The 23,256-nt window shown below is 48.5% G+C and carries 19 protein-coding genes; 3 read left to right on the forward strand and 16 right to left on the reverse strand.

Going from position 1 to position 23,256, the window contains the following annotated elements; translation table 11 throughout:
* Positions 1-96: 96 nt before the first annotated feature.
* Both D328_RS0119105 and D328_RS0119110 read left to right on the forward strand, forming a co-directional pair.
* Positions 97-1,314, forward strand: coding sequence for a quaternary amine ABC transporter ATP-binding protein (locus D328_RS0119105; RefSeq protein WP_018886642.1), 1,218 nt, complete (start codon positions 97-99; stop codon positions 1,312-1,314).
* A complete protein-coding gene (locus tag D328_RS0119110) occupies positions 1,292-3,871 on the forward strand; it encodes a glycine betaine ABC transporter substrate-binding protein (protein ID WP_018886643.1) in 2,580 nt (859 codons plus the stop codon). The genes D328_RS0119105 and D328_RS0119110 overlap by 23 nt, the downstream gene beginning before the upstream one ends.
* A 144-nt stretch (positions 3,872-4,015) precedes the next feature.
* On the opposite strand, the gene D328_RS0119115 is transcribed toward D328_RS0119110, so the two are convergent.
* The 13 genes from D328_RS0119115 to D328_RS0119175 form a co-directional block, all read right to left on the reverse strand.
* Positions 4,016-5,251, reverse strand: coding sequence for an ABC transporter permease (locus D328_RS0119115; RefSeq protein WP_018886644.1), 1,236 nt, complete (start codon positions 5,249-5,251; stop codon positions 4,016-4,018).
* A 1-nt stretch (position 5,252) separates the two neighbouring features.
* Positions 5,253-6,569 carry an HlyD family secretion protein gene (locus tag D328_RS0119120; protein WP_018886645.1) on the reverse strand — a complete coding sequence of 439 codons (1,317 nt, stop codon included), beginning with the start codon at positions 6,567-6,569 and terminating at the stop codon, positions 5,253-5,255.
* 23 nt (positions 6,570-6,592) lie between these two features.
* Complete coding sequence (locus D328_RS0119125; protein ID WP_018886646.1) at positions 6,593-7,186, reverse strand: TetR/AcrR family transcriptional regulator; 594 nt, start codon at positions 7,184-7,186, stop codon at positions 6,593-6,595.
* Between the two features lie 311 nt (positions 7,187-7,497).
* Positions 7,498-8,859 (reverse strand): ABC transporter substrate-binding protein, encoded by a 1,362-nt coding sequence (locus D328_RS0119130; protein WP_018886647.1) that lies wholly within the window; start codon positions 8,857-8,859, stop codon positions 7,498-7,500.
* Between the two features lie 96 nt (positions 8,860-8,955).
* The gene (locus D328_RS0119135; RefSeq protein WP_018886648.1) at positions 8,956-9,777 is read right to left on the reverse strand and encodes a carbohydrate ABC transporter permease; all 822 of its coding nucleotides are present in this window, start codon (positions 9,775-9,777) and stop codon (positions 8,956-8,958) included.
* On the reverse strand, positions 9,774-10,715 hold the full coding sequence (locus D328_RS0119140) for a carbohydrate ABC transporter permease (protein ID WP_407667807.1): 942 nt from the start codon (positions 10,713-10,715) through the stop codon (positions 9,774-9,776). Before D328_RS0119140 ends, D328_RS0119135 begins: the two co-directional genes overlap by 4 nt.
* A gap of 276 nt (positions 10,716-10,991) precedes the next feature.
* Positions 10,992-11,867 carry an N-carbamoylputrescine amidase gene (aguB, locus tag D328_RS0119145; protein ID WP_018886650.1) on the reverse strand — a complete coding sequence of 292 codons (876 nt, stop codon included), beginning with the start codon at positions 11,865-11,867 and terminating at the stop codon, positions 10,992-10,994.
* A gap of 136 nt (positions 11,868-12,003) precedes the next feature.
* A complete protein-coding gene (locus tag D328_RS0119150) occupies positions 12,004-13,038 on the reverse strand; it encodes an agmatine deiminase family protein (RefSeq protein WP_018886651.1) in 1,035 nt (344 codons plus the stop codon).
* Positions 13,039-13,220: 182 nt separating this feature from the next.
* Complete coding sequence (locus D328_RS0119155) at positions 13,221-13,901, reverse strand: DUF421 domain-containing protein (protein WP_026281269.1); 681 nt, start codon at positions 13,899-13,901, stop codon at positions 13,221-13,223.
* A gap of 260 nt (positions 13,902-14,161) precedes the next feature.
* Complete coding sequence (locus D328_RS0119160) at positions 14,162-14,680, reverse strand: DUF3231 family protein (protein ID WP_018886653.1); 519 nt, start codon at positions 14,678-14,680, stop codon at positions 14,162-14,164.
* Between the two features lie 141 nt (positions 14,681-14,821).
* A complete protein-coding gene (locus tag D328_RS0119165) occupies positions 14,822-15,643 on the reverse strand; it encodes a hypothetical protein (RefSeq protein WP_018886654.1) in 822 nt (273 codons plus the stop codon).
* Between the two features lie 272 nt (positions 15,644-15,915).
* Positions 15,916-16,524, reverse strand: coding sequence for a hypothetical protein (locus D328_RS0119170; RefSeq protein WP_018886655.1), 609 nt, complete (start codon positions 16,522-16,524; stop codon positions 15,916-15,918).
* Positions 16,525-16,613: 89 nt separating this feature from the next.
* Positions 16,614-18,587: a methyl-accepting chemotaxis protein gene (locus tag D328_RS0119175; protein ID WP_018886656.1), complete on the reverse strand. Its 1,974-nt coding sequence runs from the start codon at positions 18,585-18,587 to the stop codon at positions 16,614-16,616.
* A gap of 212 nt (positions 18,588-18,799) precedes the next feature.
* Between D328_RS0119175 and D328_RS0119180 the strand changes: the two genes are divergently transcribed.
* Positions 18,800-19,591 carry a MurR/RpiR family transcriptional regulator gene (locus D328_RS0119180; protein WP_018886657.1) on the forward strand — a complete coding sequence of 264 codons (792 nt, stop codon included), beginning with the start codon at positions 18,800-18,802 and terminating at the stop codon, positions 19,589-19,591.
* 131 nt (positions 19,592-19,722) lie between these two features.
* Here D328_RS0119180 and D328_RS0119185 read toward each other — a convergent pair whose 3' ends face one another.
* The 3 genes from D328_RS0119185 to D328_RS0119195 all read right to left on the reverse strand — a co-directional run bounded on the left by D328_RS0119185 (position 19,723) and on the right by D328_RS0119195 (position 23,254).
* Entirely contained in the window at positions 19,723-20,712 is a 990-nt protein-coding gene (locus D328_RS0119185; protein ID WP_018886658.1) for a Gfo/Idh/MocA family protein, read from the reverse strand.
* Positions 20,713-20,944: 232 nt separating this feature from the next.
* Positions 20,945-21,955 carry a Gfo/Idh/MocA family oxidoreductase gene (locus D328_RS0119190; protein WP_018886659.1) on the reverse strand — a complete coding sequence of 337 codons (1,011 nt, stop codon included), beginning with the start codon at positions 21,953-21,955 and terminating at the stop codon, positions 20,945-20,947.
* Positions 21,956-22,135: 180 nt separating this feature from the next.
* Positions 22,136-23,254, reverse strand: coding sequence for a GerAB/ArcD/ProY family transporter (locus tag D328_RS0119195; RefSeq protein ID WP_018886660.1), 1,119 nt, complete (start codon positions 23,252-23,254; stop codon positions 22,136-22,138).
* Positions 23,255-23,256: the final 2 nt, after the last annotated feature.

Genomic DNA, 23,256 nt, shown 5'->3' on the forward strand with positions numbered 1-23,256 from the left:
TAGCTTTCGTAAGCAATCCCTTAACTTTGCATCAATCGCCATACAAGCACCAACGGGGTTAATGGAAAGCGAAAGATAGAGAGAAGAGGTGGATATATGACTATTTTGGAAGTCAGAAATGTCAGCAAGCTATTCGGTCCTAACGTCGAACAAGGCGTATCCCTGCTTGAGCAAGGATGGACTAAGGAAAAACTGAATAAGGAAAAGAATATTACCGTAGGGGTCAACCGGGCCAATATGGATATTCAGCAAGGTGAGATTTTCGTCATTATGGGCTTGTCCGGTAGTGGTAAATCTACACTTGTACGTATGTTCAATCGTCTGATTGAGCCGACCTCCGGCGAGATTCTTGTGCATGGCAAGGATTTGCGCAAAATGAACAAGGAACAGCTACGGGAAGTTCGGCGCAAGACGATCAGTATGGTGTTCCAGAAATTCGCATTGTTCCCGCATCGTACTGTGCTGGAGAATGTAGAATATGGACTGGAAGTTCAGAATGTAGACAAGGCTGAACGCAGACAGAAGGCAGAGCAATCGTTGGAACTGGTCGGCCTCAAGCATTGGGGAGACAAGATGCCAGATGAGCTAAGCGGTGGGATGCAGCAGCGTGTAGGTCTAGCTCGTGCATTAGCCAATGATCCTGAGGTACTGCTGATGGACGAAGCCTTCAGTGCCCTGGACCCGCTCATTCGCCGCGACATGCAGGATGAATTGCTTGAACTGCAGGATAAAATGAAGAAAACGATTATTTTCATTACCCACGACTTGGATGAAGCGCTGCGAATCGGTGACCGCATTGCCTTGATGAAGGACGGAGCCGTCGTACAGATCGGGACTCCGGAAGAGATCATGATTCAGCCTGCCAACTCGTATGTGGCGCGTTTCGTGGAAGACGTGGATTTGTCCAAAGTACTTACAGCAGCGCATGTCATGCGCAGACCCGAGACGATAACACTGGATCGTGGTCCTCGTGTAGCCCTGGAGCTCATGCGCGAACGCGGGATATCCAATCTGTTTGTCATCGACCGCTCCAAGAAGCTGCTGGGAGTCATTACTGCTGAAGATGCTGCGGCTGCCCTGAAGGCAGACAAGAAGCTGCAGGATATTCTAATAACAGATGGACCGCAGGTAGCACCGGATACCGTCATGAATGATCTGTTCGAGATTACAAGCTCCTCTAAGGTTCCGCTGGCCGTCGTAGATCAGAACGGCAAGCTGCAAGGAGTCATTGTACGTGGTGCCCTGCTGGGTGCTCTCGGCGGAGAAGTCTCATTGAAGGAGGTGTCTGAGCATGCCGAAAATACCACTCGCTGAATGGGTTCAAAGTATTGTTGATTGGATGGCGGTGAACCTGGAAGGATTGTTCAGCGTTATCTCTACCGTTATTTTCAGCATTGTAGGATTCTTCTCAGGACTCTTTATGCTGCCACATCCGATTGTATTTATAATCATTCTAGGAATAATTGCTTACCTGGTAGGACGGGTACCGTTAACATTGTTCACCGTGCTCGGATTCCTGCTGATTGATAATCTTGGCTATTGGAGTCAGACGATGGATACGCTGGGTCTTGTCATTACCTCGGCGCTGATCTCCGTGCTACTCGGTGTACCGCTTGGTATCTGGTGTGCTTACAGCAAGACAGCATCTCGAATCATTACACCACTGCTGGACTTTATGCAGACGATGCCTGCATTCGTATACTTACTACCGGCTGTAACATTCTTCAGTCTCGGTGTTGTTCCAGGTGTCATTGCGTCTGTGATTTTCGCAATTCCGCCAACGATTCGTATGACCAACCTCGGGATCACTCAAGTATCCGGCGAGCTCGTCGAGGCTGCAGATGCCTTTGGTTCGACCTCGGGTCAGAAGCTCTTCAAGGTACAACTGCCGCTGGCTATGCCAACACTCATGGCCGGTATTAATCAGACGATCATGCTGTCTCTGTCGATGGTCGTCATCGCTTCCATGATCGGGGCACAAGGTATTGGTGCTGAGGTCTATCGTGCTGTAACCCAATTGCAGATTGGTAAAGGCTTCGAAGCTGGTCTGGCCGTCGTCGTCCTGGCTATTGTACTTGACCGCTTCACACAGAACCTGTTCAATTCGGGGCGTAAAAAACAGAGTCGTGTGACCAGCAAGCAAAAAGCGCTGATCGCTGCTGCTGCGGGTGTAGTGATTCTGATCGCTGGTGCATCCCAATATTTCATTGGCAATGACTCCTCTGCTTCTGGTAATCATCAAGCCAGCTCCAGTGCAGGCGAGGCCGTGGACTACCGAATTATCGGTATTGATGCTGGTGCTGGAATTATGAAGTCCACGCAGAAGGCCATCGAGGATTATGAATTAAGTGACTGGACACTGGTAGAAGGCTCTGGAGCAGCCATGACCGCTGAGCTGGACAAGGCTATTCGTAACGAAGCCCCTATCATTATCACGGGCTGGACGCCGCACTGGATGTTCAATAAATATGACTTGAAATATCTAGAAGATCCCAAGAAGTCTTATGGTGAAGCAGAAGAAATTCATACCATTGCACGTAAAGGTCTTCAAGAAGATCACCCTGTCGCTTACGAGTTCCTGAATCGCTTCGAATGGACCTCAGACGACATGGGCGAGATGATGATTGCTATTCAGGATGGCACAAGTCCAGAGCAAGCAGCACAGGATTGGGCTGAGAAGCACAGCGACAAAGTCGATGCCTGGACTGATGGCTTGCCCCCTGTAGGTGGCGATACCTTCAAACTTAGCTATGTGGCTTGGGATTCCGAGATTGCCAGTACCAATCTGCTGAAGTATGTGTTGGAGAATCGTTTGGGCTACAAAGTCGAAGCTCTGCAGGTAGAGGCTGGACCGATGTGGACCGGAGTCGCCAGTGGCGATGTCGATGCATCCCCAGCAGCTTGGCTACCATTAACACATGCCGACTACTGGGACAAATACAAGGGTGAGATTGACGACCTGGGTGCGAATATGACAGGCGTGAAGACGGGACTGGTCGTCCCTGCCTATATGAATGTCAACTCCATTGAGGATCTGAAAGGCGGCAATACAGCTGCCTCCAATAATGATAATACCGCCGCTGTCGGTGAGGAGTTCAAATACCAGATCGTTGGTATTGATGCTGGAGCAGGGATTATGAAATCAACAGCACAGGCCATTGAAGACTATAGTCTGTCGGATTGGAAGCTGATCGAGGGTTCCGGTGCAGCCATGACGGCCGAACTCGACAAGGCCGTGCGGAGCGAGCAGCCGATCATCATTACCGGCTGGACGCCGCACTGGATGTTCAACAAGTATGATCTGAAGTATCTGGAGGACCCTAAGAAAACTTACGGTGATGCGGAAGAGATCCATACCATTGCCCGAAAAGGTCTGAAGGAGGACCATCCTGTCGCATACGAGTTCCTGAACCGCTTCGAATGGACCGCTGACGACATGGGTGAGATGATGATCGCTATTCAGGCAGGCACAAGCCCTGAGCAGGCAGCTCAGGATTGGGCTGAGAAGCACAGTGACAAGGTTGACGTCTGGACCGAGGGGTTGACACCTGTGAATGGTGATACCTTCAAATTCAGCTATGTGGCCTGGGATTCCGAGATTGCCAGTACGAACCTGCTGAAGTATGTCATGGAGAACAAGCTGGGCTACACCGTGCAGGCTCTGCAGGTAGAGGCTGGACCGATGTGGACGGGAGTCGCCAATGGCGATGTGGACGCTTCTCCTGCTGCTTGGCTTCCGCTTACACACGCCGATTACTGGAACCAATACAAGGACCAGCTTGATGATCTCGGCGCGAATATGACAGGTGTGAAGACGGGGCTGGTTGTCCCTGCTTACGTGAATGTCAACTCCATTGAAGAATTGCAATAACTTATTATAAGTTAACTAAAAGAGTATTTACACTGGCCACTCCGTTATCATGTAAAAAGCTTAGCTGAATCTAAAGTATCAACTGCACAACGTAAAGGTCGAGGAAGTAGCTCTGTGTAAGAGCCTGCCTCGACCTTTGTTATATTATCTACTCCATCCCTGACTGGCTTGGCCGCGAACCGCATTATCATCCGCCAGAATCGCCGAACCTTGCTCAGCAGTCTGTTCCTGTCTGAACCACAACGGGTAGATCACGAATGACACGAGCAAGGTAATACACCCTATAAGCCCTAATGCCAGAACATCCTTCAGGACGTAGTCCATCCCCAAGCCCTTCAGGGTCAGATTGCGCACAGCCTCCAGATAATACGTCAGCGGAAGCGCATGGCTAATCCCCTGAATAAATCCAGGCATCGCTTCAATTGGCCAAGTATATCCCGATAGCATAAAGGAAGGAACTGCGATGAGCATCAGCACCTGTGTAGCATTGACCTTCGTTGTCGAGATAAGACTGAACAGGAAGCCAAGCCCGCAGAGTGCAAAATTGAACGCCAGTGATACTAATACGAACGGTAACAGCTGACTATTGAACGGAATCCCGAAGCCTAACGCGCTAATGCCGAATACAGTCACCGTGTTGATCGCTCCAGCCAGGAAATACGGAGTCAGCTTGGCGATGGCCAGCCGCCAAGGCGTATGGCGCCAGGCACCGAAGCGTGCCCATGTTCCTCGCTCCTTCTCCCCGGTGCAGGACAGTGCAATTCCAAGCAGCAAGCATTGCTGCAAGGCTGCGCCAAGTACACCGATAGGCATGAAGAGCTGATAATCATAGGTCGGATTGAACAACACCCGCGAGCGGAACGGAATCGCACTGAACGTCGATGCAGCCTGATCCGGGTTCATTCCCTTCATTTCCAGCGATTTGGTGGATACTCCTGCACTAATGCTACTGATGACCTGATTCGCAATCCGGCTTGCACTATTGGAATACATCATATTACTACCATCTATAAGTGTCATGACTGGTATGTTCTCTCCATGCTTGATCCGATTCGAGAAATTATCAGGTATGATAATGCCTACCTTAGCCTCACCGGACTCCACCTGTCTGACGACTTCGTCTTCATTAAAGACCTGCCGATTCACGGCAAACGTATCTGTCGCATCGAACGCCTGAACAATCTGTCTGCTAAGCTGCGATTGATCGCCGTCATACACCGTCACAGGCATTTCTGTAATTCGTTGATTCATGTATAAGAAGCCAAATAATATCGTATAAAGGATAGGCGTAGCCAGCAAGATTAAGAGCAATCTTCGATCTGCAATCAGCAGTCGGAACTCCTGGGCAAGAACGCCCCTGATTGTCAGTTTGTCTTCCATATTAATGTGCCCCTTGCTGCAGGAATACGGTAGAGCCTGTCGGTACGGTATCTGGCAGATCCGTCAGCAGTACTTTGATTCCAAAGGAACGCACATCCGTATCACCGGAGTTCTGACTCGGTCTTTGTGTTGCGAAGTCTGCTGCTGCATCCATTACAGCAACCTTTCCTTTGACCACAGATTGATCCGATAGCAGGCTCACTTGCACCTCATCGCCTACATGAAGACCGTTCAACTGTGTCTCTGGCACATAGAATTTCGCCCAGCGCTCGCCGGTTGTCTCAATGGTATATACAGCGAAGCCTGCACTAGCCAGCTCTCCCAGGTTCAACGTCTTGGAGCGAATGACTCCGTCAGCCGGTGCAAGTAATTCAGAATATCCTACATACGTCTGTACTTCCTGCAACGCCGCTTCGGCTTGTGCTACTTGGGACTCAGCACCCTCCACAGTGGATTGCGCCTGCTTCACTGCAGATTGAGCCTGTTCTACAGAGGCTTGAGCCGCCTTGACATCCTCCTGTTTCAACGTCACTTGCCCTGCTCCGGCTTGGGCTTCCTTCACCGCAGCAAGGGCTTGCTGATATTGAGCTTCTGCAGCTGCAATTTCTTCGCTTCTGCTGCCCTGCTGGATCAGGTCCAGTTGTTGGCTGGCAACCTCATACTTAGTTTTTGCCTGTGAATGATCCAATGTAGCTTGATCCAGTTGGGCCTGCGTAGCCGCGCCTGCATCCTTCAGATCACGGATACGCTGTAGCTGCGTAGTCGCCAGCTCATATGCAGACTTGGCAACCTGCTGGTTCAGCTGCGCCTGTTGAATCTCCTGTGGCCGAGCTCCCGTCTTGAGTGCATCCAGCTTTGCCTTGGCGGCTGCTGATGCTGCTTTGGCCTGGGCAATCTGGCTCTCAACGGTCTGGGACGTCACACCTACCGCAGTATTGCCTTGACTCTTCTTGGCTTCAGCTGCGCCTACCGTTGCTTCGGCTTGGCTTACGCCTGCTTTAGCCTTGGAGACATTGGCTTTGGCTGCTTGCAGGGCTGCTTCAGCCTGCTTCACTTTGTCCTCTAGCTCCTTATTTTCGATCCGAGCAATAACTTGGCCTTTAGTAACTTTATCCCCTTCATTCACTAGCAATTCGGAGATGCGGCCACTTGTCTTGAAGCTCGCATTAATGACGTCTGATTCTACAGTTCCTGAAGTACCCGAGAAATCAGATTGTCCAGAAGTTGTCTGTGTACCCTGGAAAGCGAACAGTGCGTAGAAGCCCAGTGCAATGATAAGTATAATACCTGCATAGATTGTATATTTCTTTATAGTCATCTCTAATCCACTCCATGAATTGATTATAATTGCGGAGCCTTCAGCCCCAATGCATTGTAAATGAATGTTCTTACCGTTCTGCGAATCTGCGGGTCGGGAACACCGTCTCCCCCAATAACGACGCTCATCGGCATGAAGATGTAGATCCCGAAGACACAATTGGTAATCGTCTTGGTGTCGAGCTCCTGTGCAATAAACCCAAGCTGCTTGGCAGAATCAATCTCGTTCTCCATGTAGGTGAAGTAGCTATCTAGCACCTGGCGAATATCAAAATGATGCTCATTGACGACCCAGCCCTTACTGACAAGCAATCGGCAAAAATCCTGTTCCTCCCTCATGAATTTGAAATGAAGCTCAAAGAGTTGCTCCACCCGCTCCATGACATTCTCCGTTGGAATCAGATCCATGCCCTGCTTCATTTGCTCTACGAATCGGTCCATACCTGTCTTGAGAATGAAGATATACAGCTCCTGCTTGTTCTTGAAATTATAGTACAACGTACCTTTGGCAATGCTGCATGCCCGTGCGATCTCTTCCATATTGGTCTCGTTATAGCCACGTTCGGAAAAGGCCCTCAGTGCACCATTGAAGATGAGCTCCTTCGTTTGATTTTTCATGCTTCCTCCTTTTTTTGAACTGACCATCCAGTACAAAAAATCCACTGAAGTTATTATAATCATGTCAGTGCCCTAACTTCAATACTAAAATTTCCAATCGAATGAATTTAGAATAACCGTTCAAACAAGTCGTTCAATAACCTTGGGAACAGCTCCTAGCAACATAGACAATAAAAATGCTCCCCTCAAGTGTGTTGGTAAATGTGACTTCACCTATCCACTCTGAGGAGAGCATATTAGCCTCTTCAGCTGTAGCTATTCAATTCTACGAACCTAGTACCTTAACTGAAATTGATTGTTAATCTGTGTACTTATTGCACGGTCTGATTATACTGCGCAATCTTCTCCGTAATTTGCTGTGCTGCCTGGTCCAGGGCCGCCTTCGGCTCCTGTTGTCCATTTAACACCGACTCGATGGCACCTTCCGCAATCTGACGAGCCTCCGGGAATACACCCATGACAGCCCCTTGCGTTGCCTTCGTCGCGGCAGAAGCGTGCAGCTGATCGACCGCAGTCTTGAATTGTGGATATTTCTCCATGTTATCCTTCAACACCTGCTGCTCATAAGCTGCTGTTGTAATTGGGAAGTAGCCCGTATTCACACTCCACTCCGCCTGAACCTCAGGAGAAGCGACGAACTTGATGAATTCCCAAGCCGCTTGCTGCTGCTCCTCTGACTTGTTGTTCATAATATAGAGACTGGCTCCCCCAACGACGACCCCACCCTCAGTGGCGCTAGAAGGACGCGGCAAGAATGCTGTACCTACCTCGAACTTGTCTCCAACCTTCTCCACGATGGAACGCAGGCCTGCTGTCGAATCCAGTGTCATGGCAATCTGACCTGCTGCAAATGCACTGTTCGTGTCGTCGGTATTCCGTCCCAGATTCGAAATGATCTTCTTATCCAGCATGCCCTTCCACCACGTCAAGGTTTTCACGCCGGCTTCGCTGTTAATCAGAGATTCAGTGGCAGCAGCGTCTCGACCATTGCCATTGTTCACGTACTCAGCATTTTGATTAGCAAAAAATTGCTCCAGGAACCATCCATAAATCGCGATGGAAGCTCCTGTCTGTCCGTTCGCATTCAGAGCTGTAGCCGCTTGCTCGAAGTCTTCAAACGTCACAGGTGGCTTCTCAGGGTCCAGGCCCGCAGCCTTAAAGGCATCCTTGTTATAGTACAGAATTGGATTGGATGTATTGAATGGCATCGCATTCAGCTTGCCGTCTATCGTGTAATAACGAGTGATGTTCGGCTCCAGCTTAGACAGGTCAAATTGATCCTTATCAATGAATTGCTGTACCGGGGTGATGGCTTTGGAATCAATCATGAATTTACTCCCGATCTCATAGACCTGAATCAGATCCGGTCCACTATCCGAGCCCATAGAGGCCTTGAGCTTGTTCAGGCTGTCATCATACTTCCCTTGATAGATCGCTTCAACCTGAATGTCGCTTTGTGAGCTGTTGAACTTATCCGCGATTTGTTGAATGGCCTTCTCACCATTTCCGGACATCGAGTGCCACCAGGTTACCTTAACAGGGCCTCCAGTACCGCCTTCACTCGCAGGATTTTGGGCATTCTCCGCCGCTGTACCTCCACTGCAGGCTGAGAGAACGAGCAGCATACTAAGACAAATAAGCATGAGTGGAATAGATTTCTTACGCGTGAACATGGAATCGCTCCTTTGATTTGAATGAATATGGATTTGGATGAATGTGAATGAGATTATGGTAATGAGATTATGGTAATGAGATCATGTGATACTGGTTTATCCTTTGAGGGCCCCTGCTGCCATTCCACGTACCAGCTGCTTCAGCCCAAGGATTAACAGGAGCAGCGACGGTAGAATAACGAGCGCAGTTCCTGCAAATACGAGATTCCACGAGGTGGCTTCCTGGAATTCCAGCATGGATATGCCAATCTGTACGGTGCGCATCTGTGGTGTGTTCGTAACGAGCAATGGCCACAAATACGCATTGTACATATCCAGAAAAGAATAGACCGCAAGTGTGCCAAGTGCCGGACGAGATAGCGGCAGCACGTGGAACAGGAAATAACGAATATGACCACATCCGTCCATGCGTGCCGCCTCATAGAGCTCCTTGGGCAGCTGCATGAAGAATTGGCGGAGCAAAAAAGTCCCAAAGGCTGTAGCGAGAAAAGGGATCGTAAGTCCCTGATATGTATCGAGCCAGTTCCAGCTGCGAATGGTCAGATAATTCGGAATCATCGTGACCTCCCATGGGATCATCATGGTAGCCACGAACAGGCTGAACATAAGATTTTTGCCCTTGAATTCCATTTTGGCAAACGCATAAGCTGCGAGACTGGCGGTAATCAACTGACCGACCATGGTGATCCCGGATACCAAGAACGTATTGGCAATGAATCTGCCAATCGGTACAATCCCGAACACTTCAACGAAGTTCACCAGATGAAAGGATGTCGGGACAAGACGCGGCGGATAAGCACTCGCATCCTGCGGTGACATGACGGACATAAAAAATGTATAAATTACCGGGTATAGCACGAGTAGAGCCAGGATCGTCAATACAACATAGATCAGCGATGTCTGCAAAGAGCGCTTCATTGATAATGCACCTTCTTCTCTACCCATTTGAACTGAATGAGCGTCAACAGGAAGATGACACTGAACAGTACGAGTGCCTGAGCACTGCCCGTTCCAAAGCGAAAGTTCACGAAGGCTTCCTGATAGATTGAATAGACGAAGACATTCGTGCTGTTCATAGGTCCACCCTTGGTCAGAATGTTGATCTGTGCGAAGGATTGGAACGCCCCGATGATGGATACGACAACCACGAAAAATATTGTCGGGGACAGCAACGGTAACGAGATACGCCAGAACGTAACCATCGCCCCTGCTCCATCGATTTTAGCACTCTCATAGAGCTCCTCCGGTATCCCTTGAAGCCCACTGGACAGGACTATATAATTGAAGCCCAGATTCATCCAGATGGTCATCATGGCAATCGAGAACAAGGCCCAGTCCGGGCTTGTCAGCCACGGAATCGGTTCAATCCCTACCAGGCTGAGCCAATAATTCAGCATACCCAGAGTCGGATGAAAGAGGAATTTCCAGATGACTGCTGAGGAGCCTACCGACAGCACCATAGGCAAGGCAAAGCTGAATTGGAAGATACGCATTCCCCTGAGCTTTGTGTGGGTCAGCGCCGCCAGTACCAATGCTAGCAAGATGCCAACTGGCACTGTGAGCAGGGCGAATAGAACGGTGACCTGAATGCCCTGAAAGAAGAGTCCCGAGCGAAGCAACGTCACAAAGTTATCCAGTCCCACGAATGCTGCTACCTGCCCAGCGGGCGAGGTCGAGTGAAGACTCAAATAGACGGATTTCAGCATCGGGTAGAACATGAAGATGGAGAATAGCAGCATCGACGGGGCCAAGAATACATAAGCCAATGCTTGCTCACGAAGCATTTGTACCCGTAGCGAGGCTGGTCGATTCATGCTCTGTCGCGCCTTGGTTCTTTTGCGAACCGGAAAATTCATCGACTCGTGAAGCTCACTCATAAATTCATCCCTTCTGCAATGACTTAAAACGGTAAATTGTTCCTGTTACCTTCATCAGTGTAGAGATCATGTGTCATGTGAGCATCATGCGACTGTTATTCCTCTGTTAATATTGGGTAGTTTTGTTAAAAAAGAAAAAGACTGATGCTTACCATCACTGGTAGTCATCAGTCTCGTTTTATTACATTATTTCGTGAAATTCGCAGTACTTCTAATTGTACAGCCATACTAATGAGAAAAAGAATTGCTCCGAGCTTACAGCTTGATTTCCCCATCATACGTTGCGATAGCCTTGTATAGCTCTGGACGACGATCGCGGAAGATTCCCCACTCTATACGTGCATTTTCCAATGCATCCAGATCAAAAGTAGCTGTCAGCACGGATTGCTCTGTACGTCCAGCCTCTTGAATCATATTCCCTTGCGGACCTGCAATGAACGAGGAGCCATAGAACGTAATGCTGGAATCCTCATCCTCCTCCAGTCCAATCCGGTTGGAAGCAATGACAGGAATCAGGTTAGAGGCTGCATGTCCACGCATGCACATCTGCCAGTGATCCTTGGAATCAATGTCTCCATCCTGCGGCTCCGAGCCGATCGCCGTAGGGTAGAAGAGCAGCTCTGCTCCCATGAGCGCCATGCATCTGGCCGCTTCTGGGTACCATTGATCCCAGCATACGCCCACACCGATCTTCGCATAGCGTGTATTCCACACCTTGAAGCCGGTATCGCCTGGATTGAAGTAGAACTTCTCCTCATAGCCAGGGCCGTCCGGGATATGACTCTTCCGATACTTGCCCAGTACTTCTCCGTCCGCATCAATGACGGCGAGAGAATTGTAGCGTGCATAGTTCTTCTTCTCATAGAAGCTGATCGGTAATACGACCTGCAATTCCTTGGCGATCGCCTTGAAATGATTCACGGCCTTGTTGTGCTCCAGCTCCGTCGCGTATACATAGTAATCAGCCTTCTCCTTCTGACAGAAGTAAGGCGTCTCGAACAGCTCCTGCAGCAAAATAATTTGCGCTCCATCCGCCGCCGCCTGGCGCACAAGAGTCTCTGCCTTGCTAATATTCTCATCTATATTCGTTGAACAGCTCATTTGGGTAGCTGCAACCTTCACTTCTCTCATGTTCATCCTCCTTTTAGACAATTCATCTAGGGTCCCGTACCTTGACCAGTCAAATGTGAGCGTAGAGCCGCTGCAAACGGGGAGCCCTGTCGACTGGCTTTACACGTTACACCTGAAATTAGATTCGGCCAAGTTACTAGCCTCGGATTGAGGCAGGCATCTGCTGTGTGGTGCAATGTACATTTCCGCCTTCACGAATAACGGCCATGCCGTCTACTGTGCGGATACGACGATTCGGGAACACCTGGCTCAGCACCTGCTCAGCAAGTCGATCTGTCTCTGCCGCCGTCTCGCCGAATACCGGCAGAATGATGCCGTCATTGACAAAATAAAAATTAATATAGCTTAGTGTTAGTCGGCTATCTTCATAATCTCTTCTCGGTGGCTGCTGAATCTCGATAATCTCCAGCTTGCGCCCACGAGCATCGGTTGTGTTACGCAGAATCTCCAGATTTTCACGGCTGATCTCATAGTTCTCATCCTCTGGATCATTGCACACCTGAATGATGACCTTGCCTGGCGCAGCAAAACAAGCAATATTATCGACATGACCATCCGTCTCGTCACCAGATAATCCACGCTTCAACCAAATGACCTTCTCCACTCCTGTGTAACGGTACAGCTGCTCTTCAATATCAGCTCTGCTCATCTGTGGATTACGATTCGGATTCAGAAGACATTCCTCTGTCGTCAGGAGCATGCCTTCTCCATCCACATGAAGAGAGCCTCCTTCCATGACTAGCGGAGCATCAAACTGGGTAACATCCAGATGCTGCAAAATCTGTGGCGCCACATGATCGTCCAGATCCCAAGGCTTGTATTTCTCGCCCCAGGCGTTGAACTTCCAGTTCACTCCTGCCAGACGTCCACTTGCATCCTTGATGAAGGTCGGACCGTTGTCACGCAACCAGGCATCGTTATGCTCGATTGGTAGCAACTCTACATTGTCACCAAGCTGGAGTGCACGCACTTGCTCCAGATCAGCACCATTCACCACTACAGTGACAGGCTCGAATTCGGCCATCGCACGAATAATCTCTGCGTAGCCCTCACACACGGAAGCATGGGTGTCAGGATAGACCATGGAGGATTGCACAGGCCAGGATATAAAAGTACGCTCATGCGGCGCCCATTCTGGCGGCATGCTGTATTGTTGTTCATTTGGATACATGTTCACGGCTCACTTTACTATAGAATTCTGTACCTCAAGCTAAGATGCCCTGCAATCAGACAAGATTCAATACACGCAATCATCTCGTGACTCACTGCTAACCTTGCAGCTGACTGCAAACTCAAGCTACATCATACAATATTATGAGCTTGTCCTCAATGCCTGCCTCGTTCCTCGCTTGGTTAATTCAGGGTTTTATTCTCGTGATGGGCCTCTCCTTGGCTCAACTCCTTGAATAAATCAGATTTCACGGAGGAGGCTGGAGCCTGTTCCGACTTTAGCTGCTGCTGCTGTGACTGTCCTTGTTGCTGTGACTGTGCTTCTGACTGTGTTTGCAACTGTCCCTGCTGATTGCTTCCCCAGTATTGCTCCATTAGAGCCTTGACTTGTCCAAACGTTACAGGCTGCGCTTCAGGCATATATTCGTAGCCGATTAGACCATTGGTCTCCACCGTCAGCGTCTTTATATCCTCAAAACGAGCAATTCCTGTCTGCCGTAGTTTCATCTCCAGCTGGTCCACTGTCATCCGTAGCTTCTTTAGTTCATGCTCCTGCAGCCGTCCCTCACGAATGACGGTCACCGCGCGGCCGCGCATCAAATTCTCGAACCAACTCCATTTCAGCTCCAAATATTCCATCAGCAGCAAAATAGTAATGAATGTAACCGCTGCTACCAGAGCCAACCAGATGCTCTTATCTGCAATCGGCTGTACGATGACGGTACCAATGGAGATCATGATGACTGTAGTGGGAATAGTCATTTGCGAGATGGATTTACGGCCCGCGATTCTTAACAGCACCATAGCTCCTATAATGACAACGCATGACTTCCAGAATTCTTCCCATACTTCATAGTAATTCACCTTGAACACCTCTATTCTCATCACTTCATACTTCGCTATTTTTCTAAGCCATCAGGATGTGTGTACAACAACGCTTATAATTCATTGTGAGTTAAAGCAACTAAAAAGATTCATTTGTATGTACTTTAAAAGGCTAGTGTTCGATTCCCTTCCCTTTGAAGCAACAATTCACATGGAATAAATATTAGAAAAGAACAGGCGGATCTTAGCCACCTGCTCTTCGCCATGCAAGGTATATCCCGTTAGTTCTACAGTTAGAGTTAGACTTCCACAGCTTCACGTCTCTTCATCTGAAGTGGAGGAGGAATGAGCCAGCCTTTTTCTTTCGTTAATTGAAGAATGCGCACACCCAATGCGGCCTTCGTCACATGGTATTTGGCATATAATGCCCCTATGTCCTCTCTAATGCATTGACCCATCATGGAGCTACATGCTACCAGGCTTGCCCCTGTGTCTACGGCGATCTTGGCTGCAATCTCTGGGTCTGTAAATCGAGCTCCTGCAGGGATATCCTCTAATTTAACAGCAGGTCTCTCTGGCAGAGCCGGGGATGAGGCAATTCCGTTATCCGTCAACAGCGTGTCACACTCTTTAATCTCCAGCTTGGCTTGGTCGATCAGAGCCTCTAACGTCTTTCTCAGATCCTTATCGCCTGCATGATTCAGGTACGCCTGGTAACAAGAGAGTGCTCCTTTGGCCATCATGGATGTCTGCCATACTCCATAGACTTCTCCGTAATGCATTGGTTCATCTTTAGGGTTGCCACTTAATATTCCCATACGTATCACTCCTTTATTTTTGGACTCGTTTAGCTTCTCTGCTTGAGTGATGGAATATGCAGATGAGAATACTGGAAAAAGGCCCTTCACTCCATAATCACTTATGGGAGCAAAAGACCCTACTTTGGTAAACAAAACAAATCAGATCAGCCCAGCTTGCTTGAGGCTATTGATATTGAAATAGTAGCTGTTCTTATACTTAGTAACGCCAATTCCATTCACCGTTGCCTTGCCACTAGTACCATTAATGATGCTCTCATCGAGGGTAAGACGTGCGAATTCTTTTGTATTGGCTACAAACGGGCCTGTCTTGACGATCAGATCGTTACCTTCCACGATCACATCATAATCATAAGCATCCTCCAGCAACTCGCTGGCAAGCCAGCCTTCAGAGATTTTAGGTGGGATAGTACTTCCTGGCATAGTCTCGGCAATAATCAGGTTTGAATCATCCGAATCGGTATACTCCTTGATCAGCTTGCCACTTTTGTCATAAGCTCTGAATACTTTGATCCCGTTGGACGGATAGACACCCGATTCACTCTCCACAAGGACCTGGTTATTCTTATTAAAGTCCTTAATAGCCTGCTCCTCGGCAATCATGGCATCTGTATTTCGAATTCGACCATCATCAATGGTGTAAATATCTACATCGGAGCTGGAAGCGGAGTTGGAAGCAGAGACAGAAGTCGCATTCCCGATCTCAACCTGTTTTTTATCAGCATTCCATCTATAGGGTACGCCTGTGAGATCACCGATTTTAGACAACGGGATATACGTTTTTCCATTATAGTTCAGGATAGGATTCGTTTGGTCCTTATACAGGGTTCCATTCACAACAACCGGACTGTTGAATTCAGTAAGTATATACTGCTTGACCGCAGCATAGGCCGAACCACCGAATGATGCCGTTACACCTAGTGCAAAGCCAGACAGTAACAAGGCAAGACTTTTCTTCTTCACAACAAAACACTCTCCTTAGCTAGTCAATTCCCATGATTGTAAAAAAACTATAAATCTTATATCATCGTATCATTTGTAAATAATTAGGTCTAAACATTAAATTACATTAAACATATAGAAAAATAGCTCTTCACCTATAACCTAAGAAATTATGATATTTTCATTCTGTCCTGATAGAATCCTCCAATGCATAACCTCACACAAAAAGATGCCATTACCCGGTAAAGGGCAAGACATCTTAATGTTATTCATTGAATTCATTGGCATCCAATTTACCCCTGAAAGCTTGCAGGGAATTGCTGCACAATTCCTCTCGTCATTACGTCGGCCATCTCTAGCGCTTGCGGCTCAATCAGATTATTGGTGGCAACATTCTCCTCATATTTCCCCGCAATACGGGCTGCTACCTCTGCTGTGAGTAGACGCAGATGCTCATACATCATATGCCTCCACTCCTCCTCAGACCAATAGGGGTTAATTTTGCCTAGAAACGCTGCAATAGCATCTGCATTGGCGTACCACCGCCTCTGGGCATCTTCTGCCTCCTTGATCTGGTTGGACTTGAGCTTCTGCACTAGCTCTGCGGCAATCGTGAGATGCTCTCGCAGCAAGCGTGCAAATTCCCCTGCTATGGCTGGACCATAGAGTGGCTTCAGCACAGCTGCAAAATCCTCCGGGTTCCGCAGCAGCCTGGCCGTCGTTGCCTGCTGATCTGGCAGACTGCCCACAATGCTATTCACTGTCAAACGTGTCCAATAGATATGCTGCTCCCATAATGCACGAAGCGTTCTGTTCAATTCCACCATGGACGGGGTCCACAGATCATGACGGTACACCTGGAAGGAATTCATGTAATGCATGAAAGGCAAGGTAGAATACATGCTGGAGAGCTCCTTTTTTAACACATTATATAGGCGGACTTTCCATATTGTGCATGTACCCAGATCAGGCCTAAGGATTGGTTATCCTCTTACAGCTTGAAACGCTCTACGACCTGCTGCATGTTCTCTGCCATCCTGGACAAAGTATTGGCGGCAGCATGAATATCTTCTATTGAAGCAAGCTGCTGTTCGGAAGCAGCAGTGACTCCCTGGAAGGATTCCATATTGGCTTGAGCGATGTCGGCTACCTCCTGTACAGATGCAGATACCTCCTCAGCGCTGGCGGAGATCTGCTGAGTTACAGACGATACATCTTCAAGCTGATCTACGATCTGCTCCGTCGCGGCCTGGATATCAGCGAACGCTTCCGTTGTCTCTTGAGTCACCTGCAGACCATGCGTGACATCGGAGATCACCTGTCCCTCCATCATATGTGCTACATTGCGAATCATATCAATCATTTGGGTTATGACGAGCTGAATCTGGTCGGCAGTCCCCTTGGATTGATCCGCAAGCTTGCTAACCTCATTGGCGACCACAGCAAAGCCCTTGCCCTGCTCCCCTGCTCTGGCTGCTTCAATGGAAGCATTGAGCGATAACAGGTTCGTCTGCTTCGCTATATCCGCAATGCCCTTACTCATCTCAATGACGTCGCTGCTATGCTGGTTCAGTTGCTCGATCATGGAAGCTGACTCTCGAACAGAGGTTTGTATAGCCTCCATCTGTGCCTTCATTTCTGATACCTTCCCACTTCCTAGCTTAATCGTCTGTACTGTCTTCTCTGTCGATGTAAAAATCGTATTCGAGGTGTCTGCAATGCGCGTAATGCCAGCAGATACCTCCTCCATCGCTCTCGCGCTTTCTCTTGAGACATTCGCCTGAACCTCTGCACCGTCTGCCGACTTCACAACAAGCTCGGTTACATGCTCTACTGCCTTGGAATTCTGCTCTGTCGTTGCATTCATCTCTTCACTGGATGCGACCAGATGCGAGGACGTATTGGCCAGCTCTTGAATGACCCTCTGTAAGGAGATGATCATAGCATTATAGTTGGAGGCCAGCTGCCCGACTTCATCCTTGCGCCGCGTATTGATTTGCTCGTTCAGATACCCTTCACTTACCCGCTTCGTAGATACTACCATCTGTTCGATTGGACGCGTAATCCCGCGAATCACGATGACGAGGATGACCAGCATCACAATGACGGAGACACCAAGCACTATCCACATCGTATACAGAATAGGCTGTGAAGCCACGCTATACTCATTGATTTTAAGTGCCGTTACAATCTTCAAACCGGTATACTTGTTCGTCATGAAGTTCGTCTGAACCTGTTCACCTGTATCCAGCGCAAAATCTAGCGTGCCGGAATCGTTCTGCTGAATATAGTCGTATTGACTGCCCTCTACTTGATCCCCGGGGGTCATTGTAGGGTGAGCCATAATTTTATTGGTCTTGTCCAGAATAAACGCATAGCCCTCTGAGCCGACATGCAGCCCACTGATGATATCATTAATTTTGCCAAAGCTGATCGCGAGCGTTACGCCCCCTTTGCCATCCGGGAAGGCTCTTGTAATATTCAGATTATAGTTACCTGAAGTCGCCGATATGATGGGGTCAGCTACGGCAGCTTGTGTAGGGTCTACCATCATGGTCTTATACCATGAGCGGGTGCGTGGATCATAATCCTGCTGGCCTGGGTCAGGGGACTTCATCCATGCCCCTTGGTCGTTACCGATGACCAGAATTTCGATCTCCGGGTGGCTGGTCACGAAATTATCAATGATTCTGCGCGCCTCAGGATCGTTCACATCCAATTGCTCCGAGCTAAGCTGCTGGGCTAGCCCGTTAACATTCGCTATCTCCATCTCTACAAGCTGATTTAATGCGGCATCCAGAAGCTGCATCTGAGAAACTGCTGACTCATTCAGCTTGACCTGCAGCTGCGTCTTGGAGCTATTGTATGAGAAGAATCCCACCAACAGGCTTGGGATCAACACGGCTACCATCACAAATGCTGTCAGTTTGACTCTTAACGTATTCCATTGAAACCTTTTGTTCATCGGATACTTCACCCTCTTCTATTCTTCAAATTTGCACCATCGTTAGAATCATCGGTTATTCCTGCTGCACTATGAAGAGAGTTTGCGAAATTTGTCGTTTTTTTTCATTCACTGTCCATCCCAAGCCTCGTATCCCAGATACAGCATGTTGAGCTATAGAAGGCTTCAAGGTAATATAGAATTAGATATGTAAGAACAGAGAGGATTCAGACATGCTCATCCAACAGCTGAAGTACGCGGAGAACTTGACTATCCAGGAACAGCATATTGCGGCCTATGTACTGAGCAATCCGGAGGCTGTTTTTACCTCAACGGCTCAGGAGCTGGCACAGCAGACCTACACGAGCTCTTCGACCATTGTGCGCTTCTGCAAGAAGCTTGGTACCAAGGGCTACCCGGATTTCCAGCTTCAACTCGCGCTACAATACCCACATTCGCCGCAGGATATTGCTGTGTATGAGGACGGAATGAATGCGAAGGTGGCTGACCCGACTATCCTCGCCATGGACAAAGTCCCGTATCTATATCAGCAAGCGGTAGAGCAGACCCGGCGTCTGCTGAGCCACAGTGAGCTCTTGAAAGTATATCGCTGGCTACAGGAATGCAGGCGCATTGATATCTACGGAAGTGACTCAAATTATTATCTAGGGCAACAGGCCAGCAGCAAGTGGAATGAACTCGGAAAATCGTCGATGGCATACAACACCGTTAATGTCCACTACATTCGCCAGCTGAACCAGGAGGCACTCCCCTTGTCGCTCATCATTTCCAAAACCGGAGAAACTCCAGCTATGCTCGAAGCTGCCCGACAGTTGAAGCATAGACAAGGTAAGACCGTTGCAATTACCTCCCATGCCAGCTCTACACTGGCAAAGCAATGCGATGCCGTACTGCTGCTACCGAATGATCGTGGCGACTTCCGCTTGTCCAAGCCATCCTCCATGATCTCCATCATGTACATTTTTGACCTCCTGTACGTATGTCTCTTGGACAACGATGAATAAGCCAAGGAGTTGGCAGCTACTGCTGCTTTCCTTGGCTTATTGCTCATATTAGAGGAACTGTCCCATCATGACCAGTCACAGGGAATGGATTGATTGTAATAGTAATTACTATTGAAAAATAGCAGCAGAACTCAAGGCTGGGATTGGTCTGCCTGAAAGACGATTCCGGCATGCTGTCGCGCCCGATCCAATACCTGCATGACAGAGTAGCTATATTTTAGTAGTTCATAGCATCGTTCCAGGTCCTGACCTGCAATCATATCGTGGAAGGACTTCAGCTCGTAATAAAGCCGATTAGCTTCTGTCTGGACATTGACCTCCTCGGCCTCATCTCCCAACTTCACCCAGAAGCTCCGGCAACCGTTCGGACCTTCGACCACATGCAAATATCCCTTTTCCCCTTGAATCAAGGCAAAGTTCATACCTGCCGTATCCTTGGACCCTACACATTCCGCGATAAAGTCAGGATACTGCAGCACGGCCACCCCTGAGGTGTCGATGCCGTTCGCGTGCTTATTCGCAGTGTAGGCTACGCTGTCTGGGCTACCGAACAGATTCATCACAAAATGAATGTTGTAGATGTTAATATCCATCAGTGCTCCTCCCGAAAACTCAGGATTAAACACATTCGGTGTCTCTCCTGCCAGCAGTTGATTGTATTTGCGCGAATACTGGCTGTAATTACATTGAATGAAGCGAATAGGACCCAGCTTAGGCAAGTATTCTCTTATCTCATGATAATTGGGAAGGTGAATCAGGGATATCGCCTCGAACAGCATCAGCTTCTTACTCATAGCCAATTCCAGCAATACCTCTGCTTCGCGTGCCGTGGATGTAAATGGCTTCTCACAGATCACATGCTTGCCGTGCTCCAGCGCCCTCCGTGCATATTCATAATGCAGGCTGTTGGGAGAAGCAATGTACACGACCTCCACAGCCGGGTCTGTTAGCAGCCCCTCTAGATCCGTATAGATTGTGGCGACACCATACTTTTGAGCCAAGGGCTCCGCTGTCTCGTGCTTTCTTGAATACATCGCCGTGCAGCTCACCTGCTCCAATTGACTTGCTGCTGACAAAAAGCCATCTACAATTGACCCTGTGCCAATAGTTCCAATTCTCATACCTTATCCCCCAATTCGTAAGTGATCCCCTCACTATGACTCATTAATACGTTGTTATATGACATATTTTATTATTGTTACTTCTGAAAACCAGGCCATATTTGCCCTCGCAGTAATAAAGCCATTTTGGAATACCGGGTATCAACCTAACTTGCAGAACTTGCAGAACTTGCAGAACTTGCAGAACTTGCAGAACTTGCAGAACTTGCAGAACTTGCAGAACTTGCAGAGCTTACTGTGTCTGTCGTGCCACTTCCACTCCATCCGCTAGCACCTTCAGCACATACAGCACTTCTTCATCCTTCACTGGCTTCTCGGCTCCCTGACGAATCGCTTGCTGTAATCCCTCGTACAGTAGGCCGTAGTCTGTGACCTCAGAAGGCACGCGCTCGTTATGCTCTATACCGTCCTCGTCCACATAAGACAGCTTGCCCCAATTGTCCTCTGGCTCCTGCTCGAAGGATACAAGTGTTGGCCCAGTGTGGCCTTTTGCCTGATGACCGCTACTGTACTTCACGAAGCTTCCCTTGTCGCCATGCACCACGAACTTCGGATGATCGATCTTGACGAGCAAGCTGGATTTGATCGTAGCTTTCATCCGTCCATATCTGAAATCGATATCCACATAGTCGTCCGCCTGCCCCGGAGCCACGAGACTTCGCACATCATAATCAATACGATCCGCAGGGCCATATAATGAGATTAACTGGTCAATCGTATGAACCGCCAGACCATGCAGGAGCCCAAATCCATGTCTTGTATAGTTGGGCCAGAAGTAGTCGTAATGGGATTGAATCTCCACGATATTGCCCAGCTTTCCACTCTCCAGCACTTTCTTCAATGTAAGAAAATCTCCATCATATCTACGATTCTGGTTAGCCATGGCTATAAGATTGCGGGACCGGGCTAACTCGAAAATCTCCTGTGCTTGCGCTGCATCTGATGCAAATGGCTTCTCCACAAGCACATGCTTGTCATGCTCCAAGGCCAATCTGGCATACTCCACATGACTATCCACCTGAGTGCACACTACGATTACGTCAATCTCATCATCCATTAGAACTTCCGTCAGGTCCGTCGTAAAGCGAATAGCTGGATAATAGCTCTCCCGGTCGGTATCCCCGATCCGGTCCTCTTCTCTGCGAAAGATCGACTTCACACGGATATCCTCACGGCGCTCCACATAAGGAAGATGGTAATTCACTACGGCATTTCCGAATCCGATAAAGGCTATATTCAACATGCTCATCCCTCCTGTTTTAGTAGGTATGGCACTCATGATACTATAAACTTTATCGATGCAGAACGGCTTACAGAGGAGTTGGCAGTCCCTTACACGGAAAGGCTCCATCCTTCCGAATTCATGAAATTTGATTTCATTACAATGGTCAGCAAGCAGTCTATAGCGAATCTATACAGATACTTAAGGGGACAGGCGTCTGCGGTCTTCTGAAGTGGATGGGCGTATATTGCGGCGGAGCAGCATCACGATGAAGAGCAGGATGGGAAGCAGAATTTGGAATATCGGATATACCATGTCCCCCACAATAATGCCTGCATGATAAAATTCAGTAAAGTTAGCGGGCAGCATCGACATCGTAAATACAGCTACACACACTGGGAGTATCCATTTCTTATAGCTTGTACGTGTTGTATCTGAGAAACCGATGATTGCCGCAATCAGAAAGGTGGACATTCTTGTCCCCAGCCCCAAAAAGGCGGCGAGAATAAATAAAACGTCCATTCGCTCAAATACCTCAGCCAACTCAATCAACTGCACAACCTTTAACAGCGGAAAAACAACAGTAGGTGCCAGTACGGGACCAAGCACAAGCAAATTGATCTGATTGATGACTAGCATGGCGAACGATACTGCACCGTAGCTGATAAGCATCGACTTACGCAGATTACCACCTTTCTTTACCATAGGAAAATACACCATGAACAGGATGGATTGAGCGAAAGGAAAGGATAACATCTGTGGTATGGCTGCGTCCCAGGCAGGCTGCATTCCATGCTCCAGCACAGGTAGCATATACTCAAAATTCACCAAACCCGTACCGAAAATCATAATAAGCAGGAGGATATAGCTAATCAGCAGCACTGGTAGCAGCACTTGAGTTCCGAGTAAGTAGACCCGTGGCCCGTAACGAGCTAACGTATATCCGATTCCCAAAATCATTAACATGGGAACGACAATAGGTGTCTGATTAAGCAGCATATAGACTGTAATCTCTCCAATATCGCGCAGGCTGCGCGAGGATTCATAGGCAAAATACATGCAGAACAGAATGGCAATGATGGAGCCTATTCCCTTGCCCATATAGTGCTGGAACAACTCGAATAGATTCTTATTCGGTTCTCTGTTATGCATCGCAAAGTGCAGCATGAGCAGTACCAGCCCAATACATGCACCCAGTAGCATAGATAGCCAAGCGTCCTGCTTGGCTGAGCCTCCAAAGAAATAAATGGCGAGTCCACCCATTTGGAACACGATAAATGTACTGACAATCTGCGACGTCTGCACTTGCTCTCTTTTCACGA

Source organism: Paenibacillus massiliensis 2301065 = DSM 16942, assembly GCF_000377505.1.
GTDB lineage: Bacteria > Bacillota > Bacilli > Paenibacillales > Paenibacillaceae > Paenibacillus > Paenibacillus massiliensis.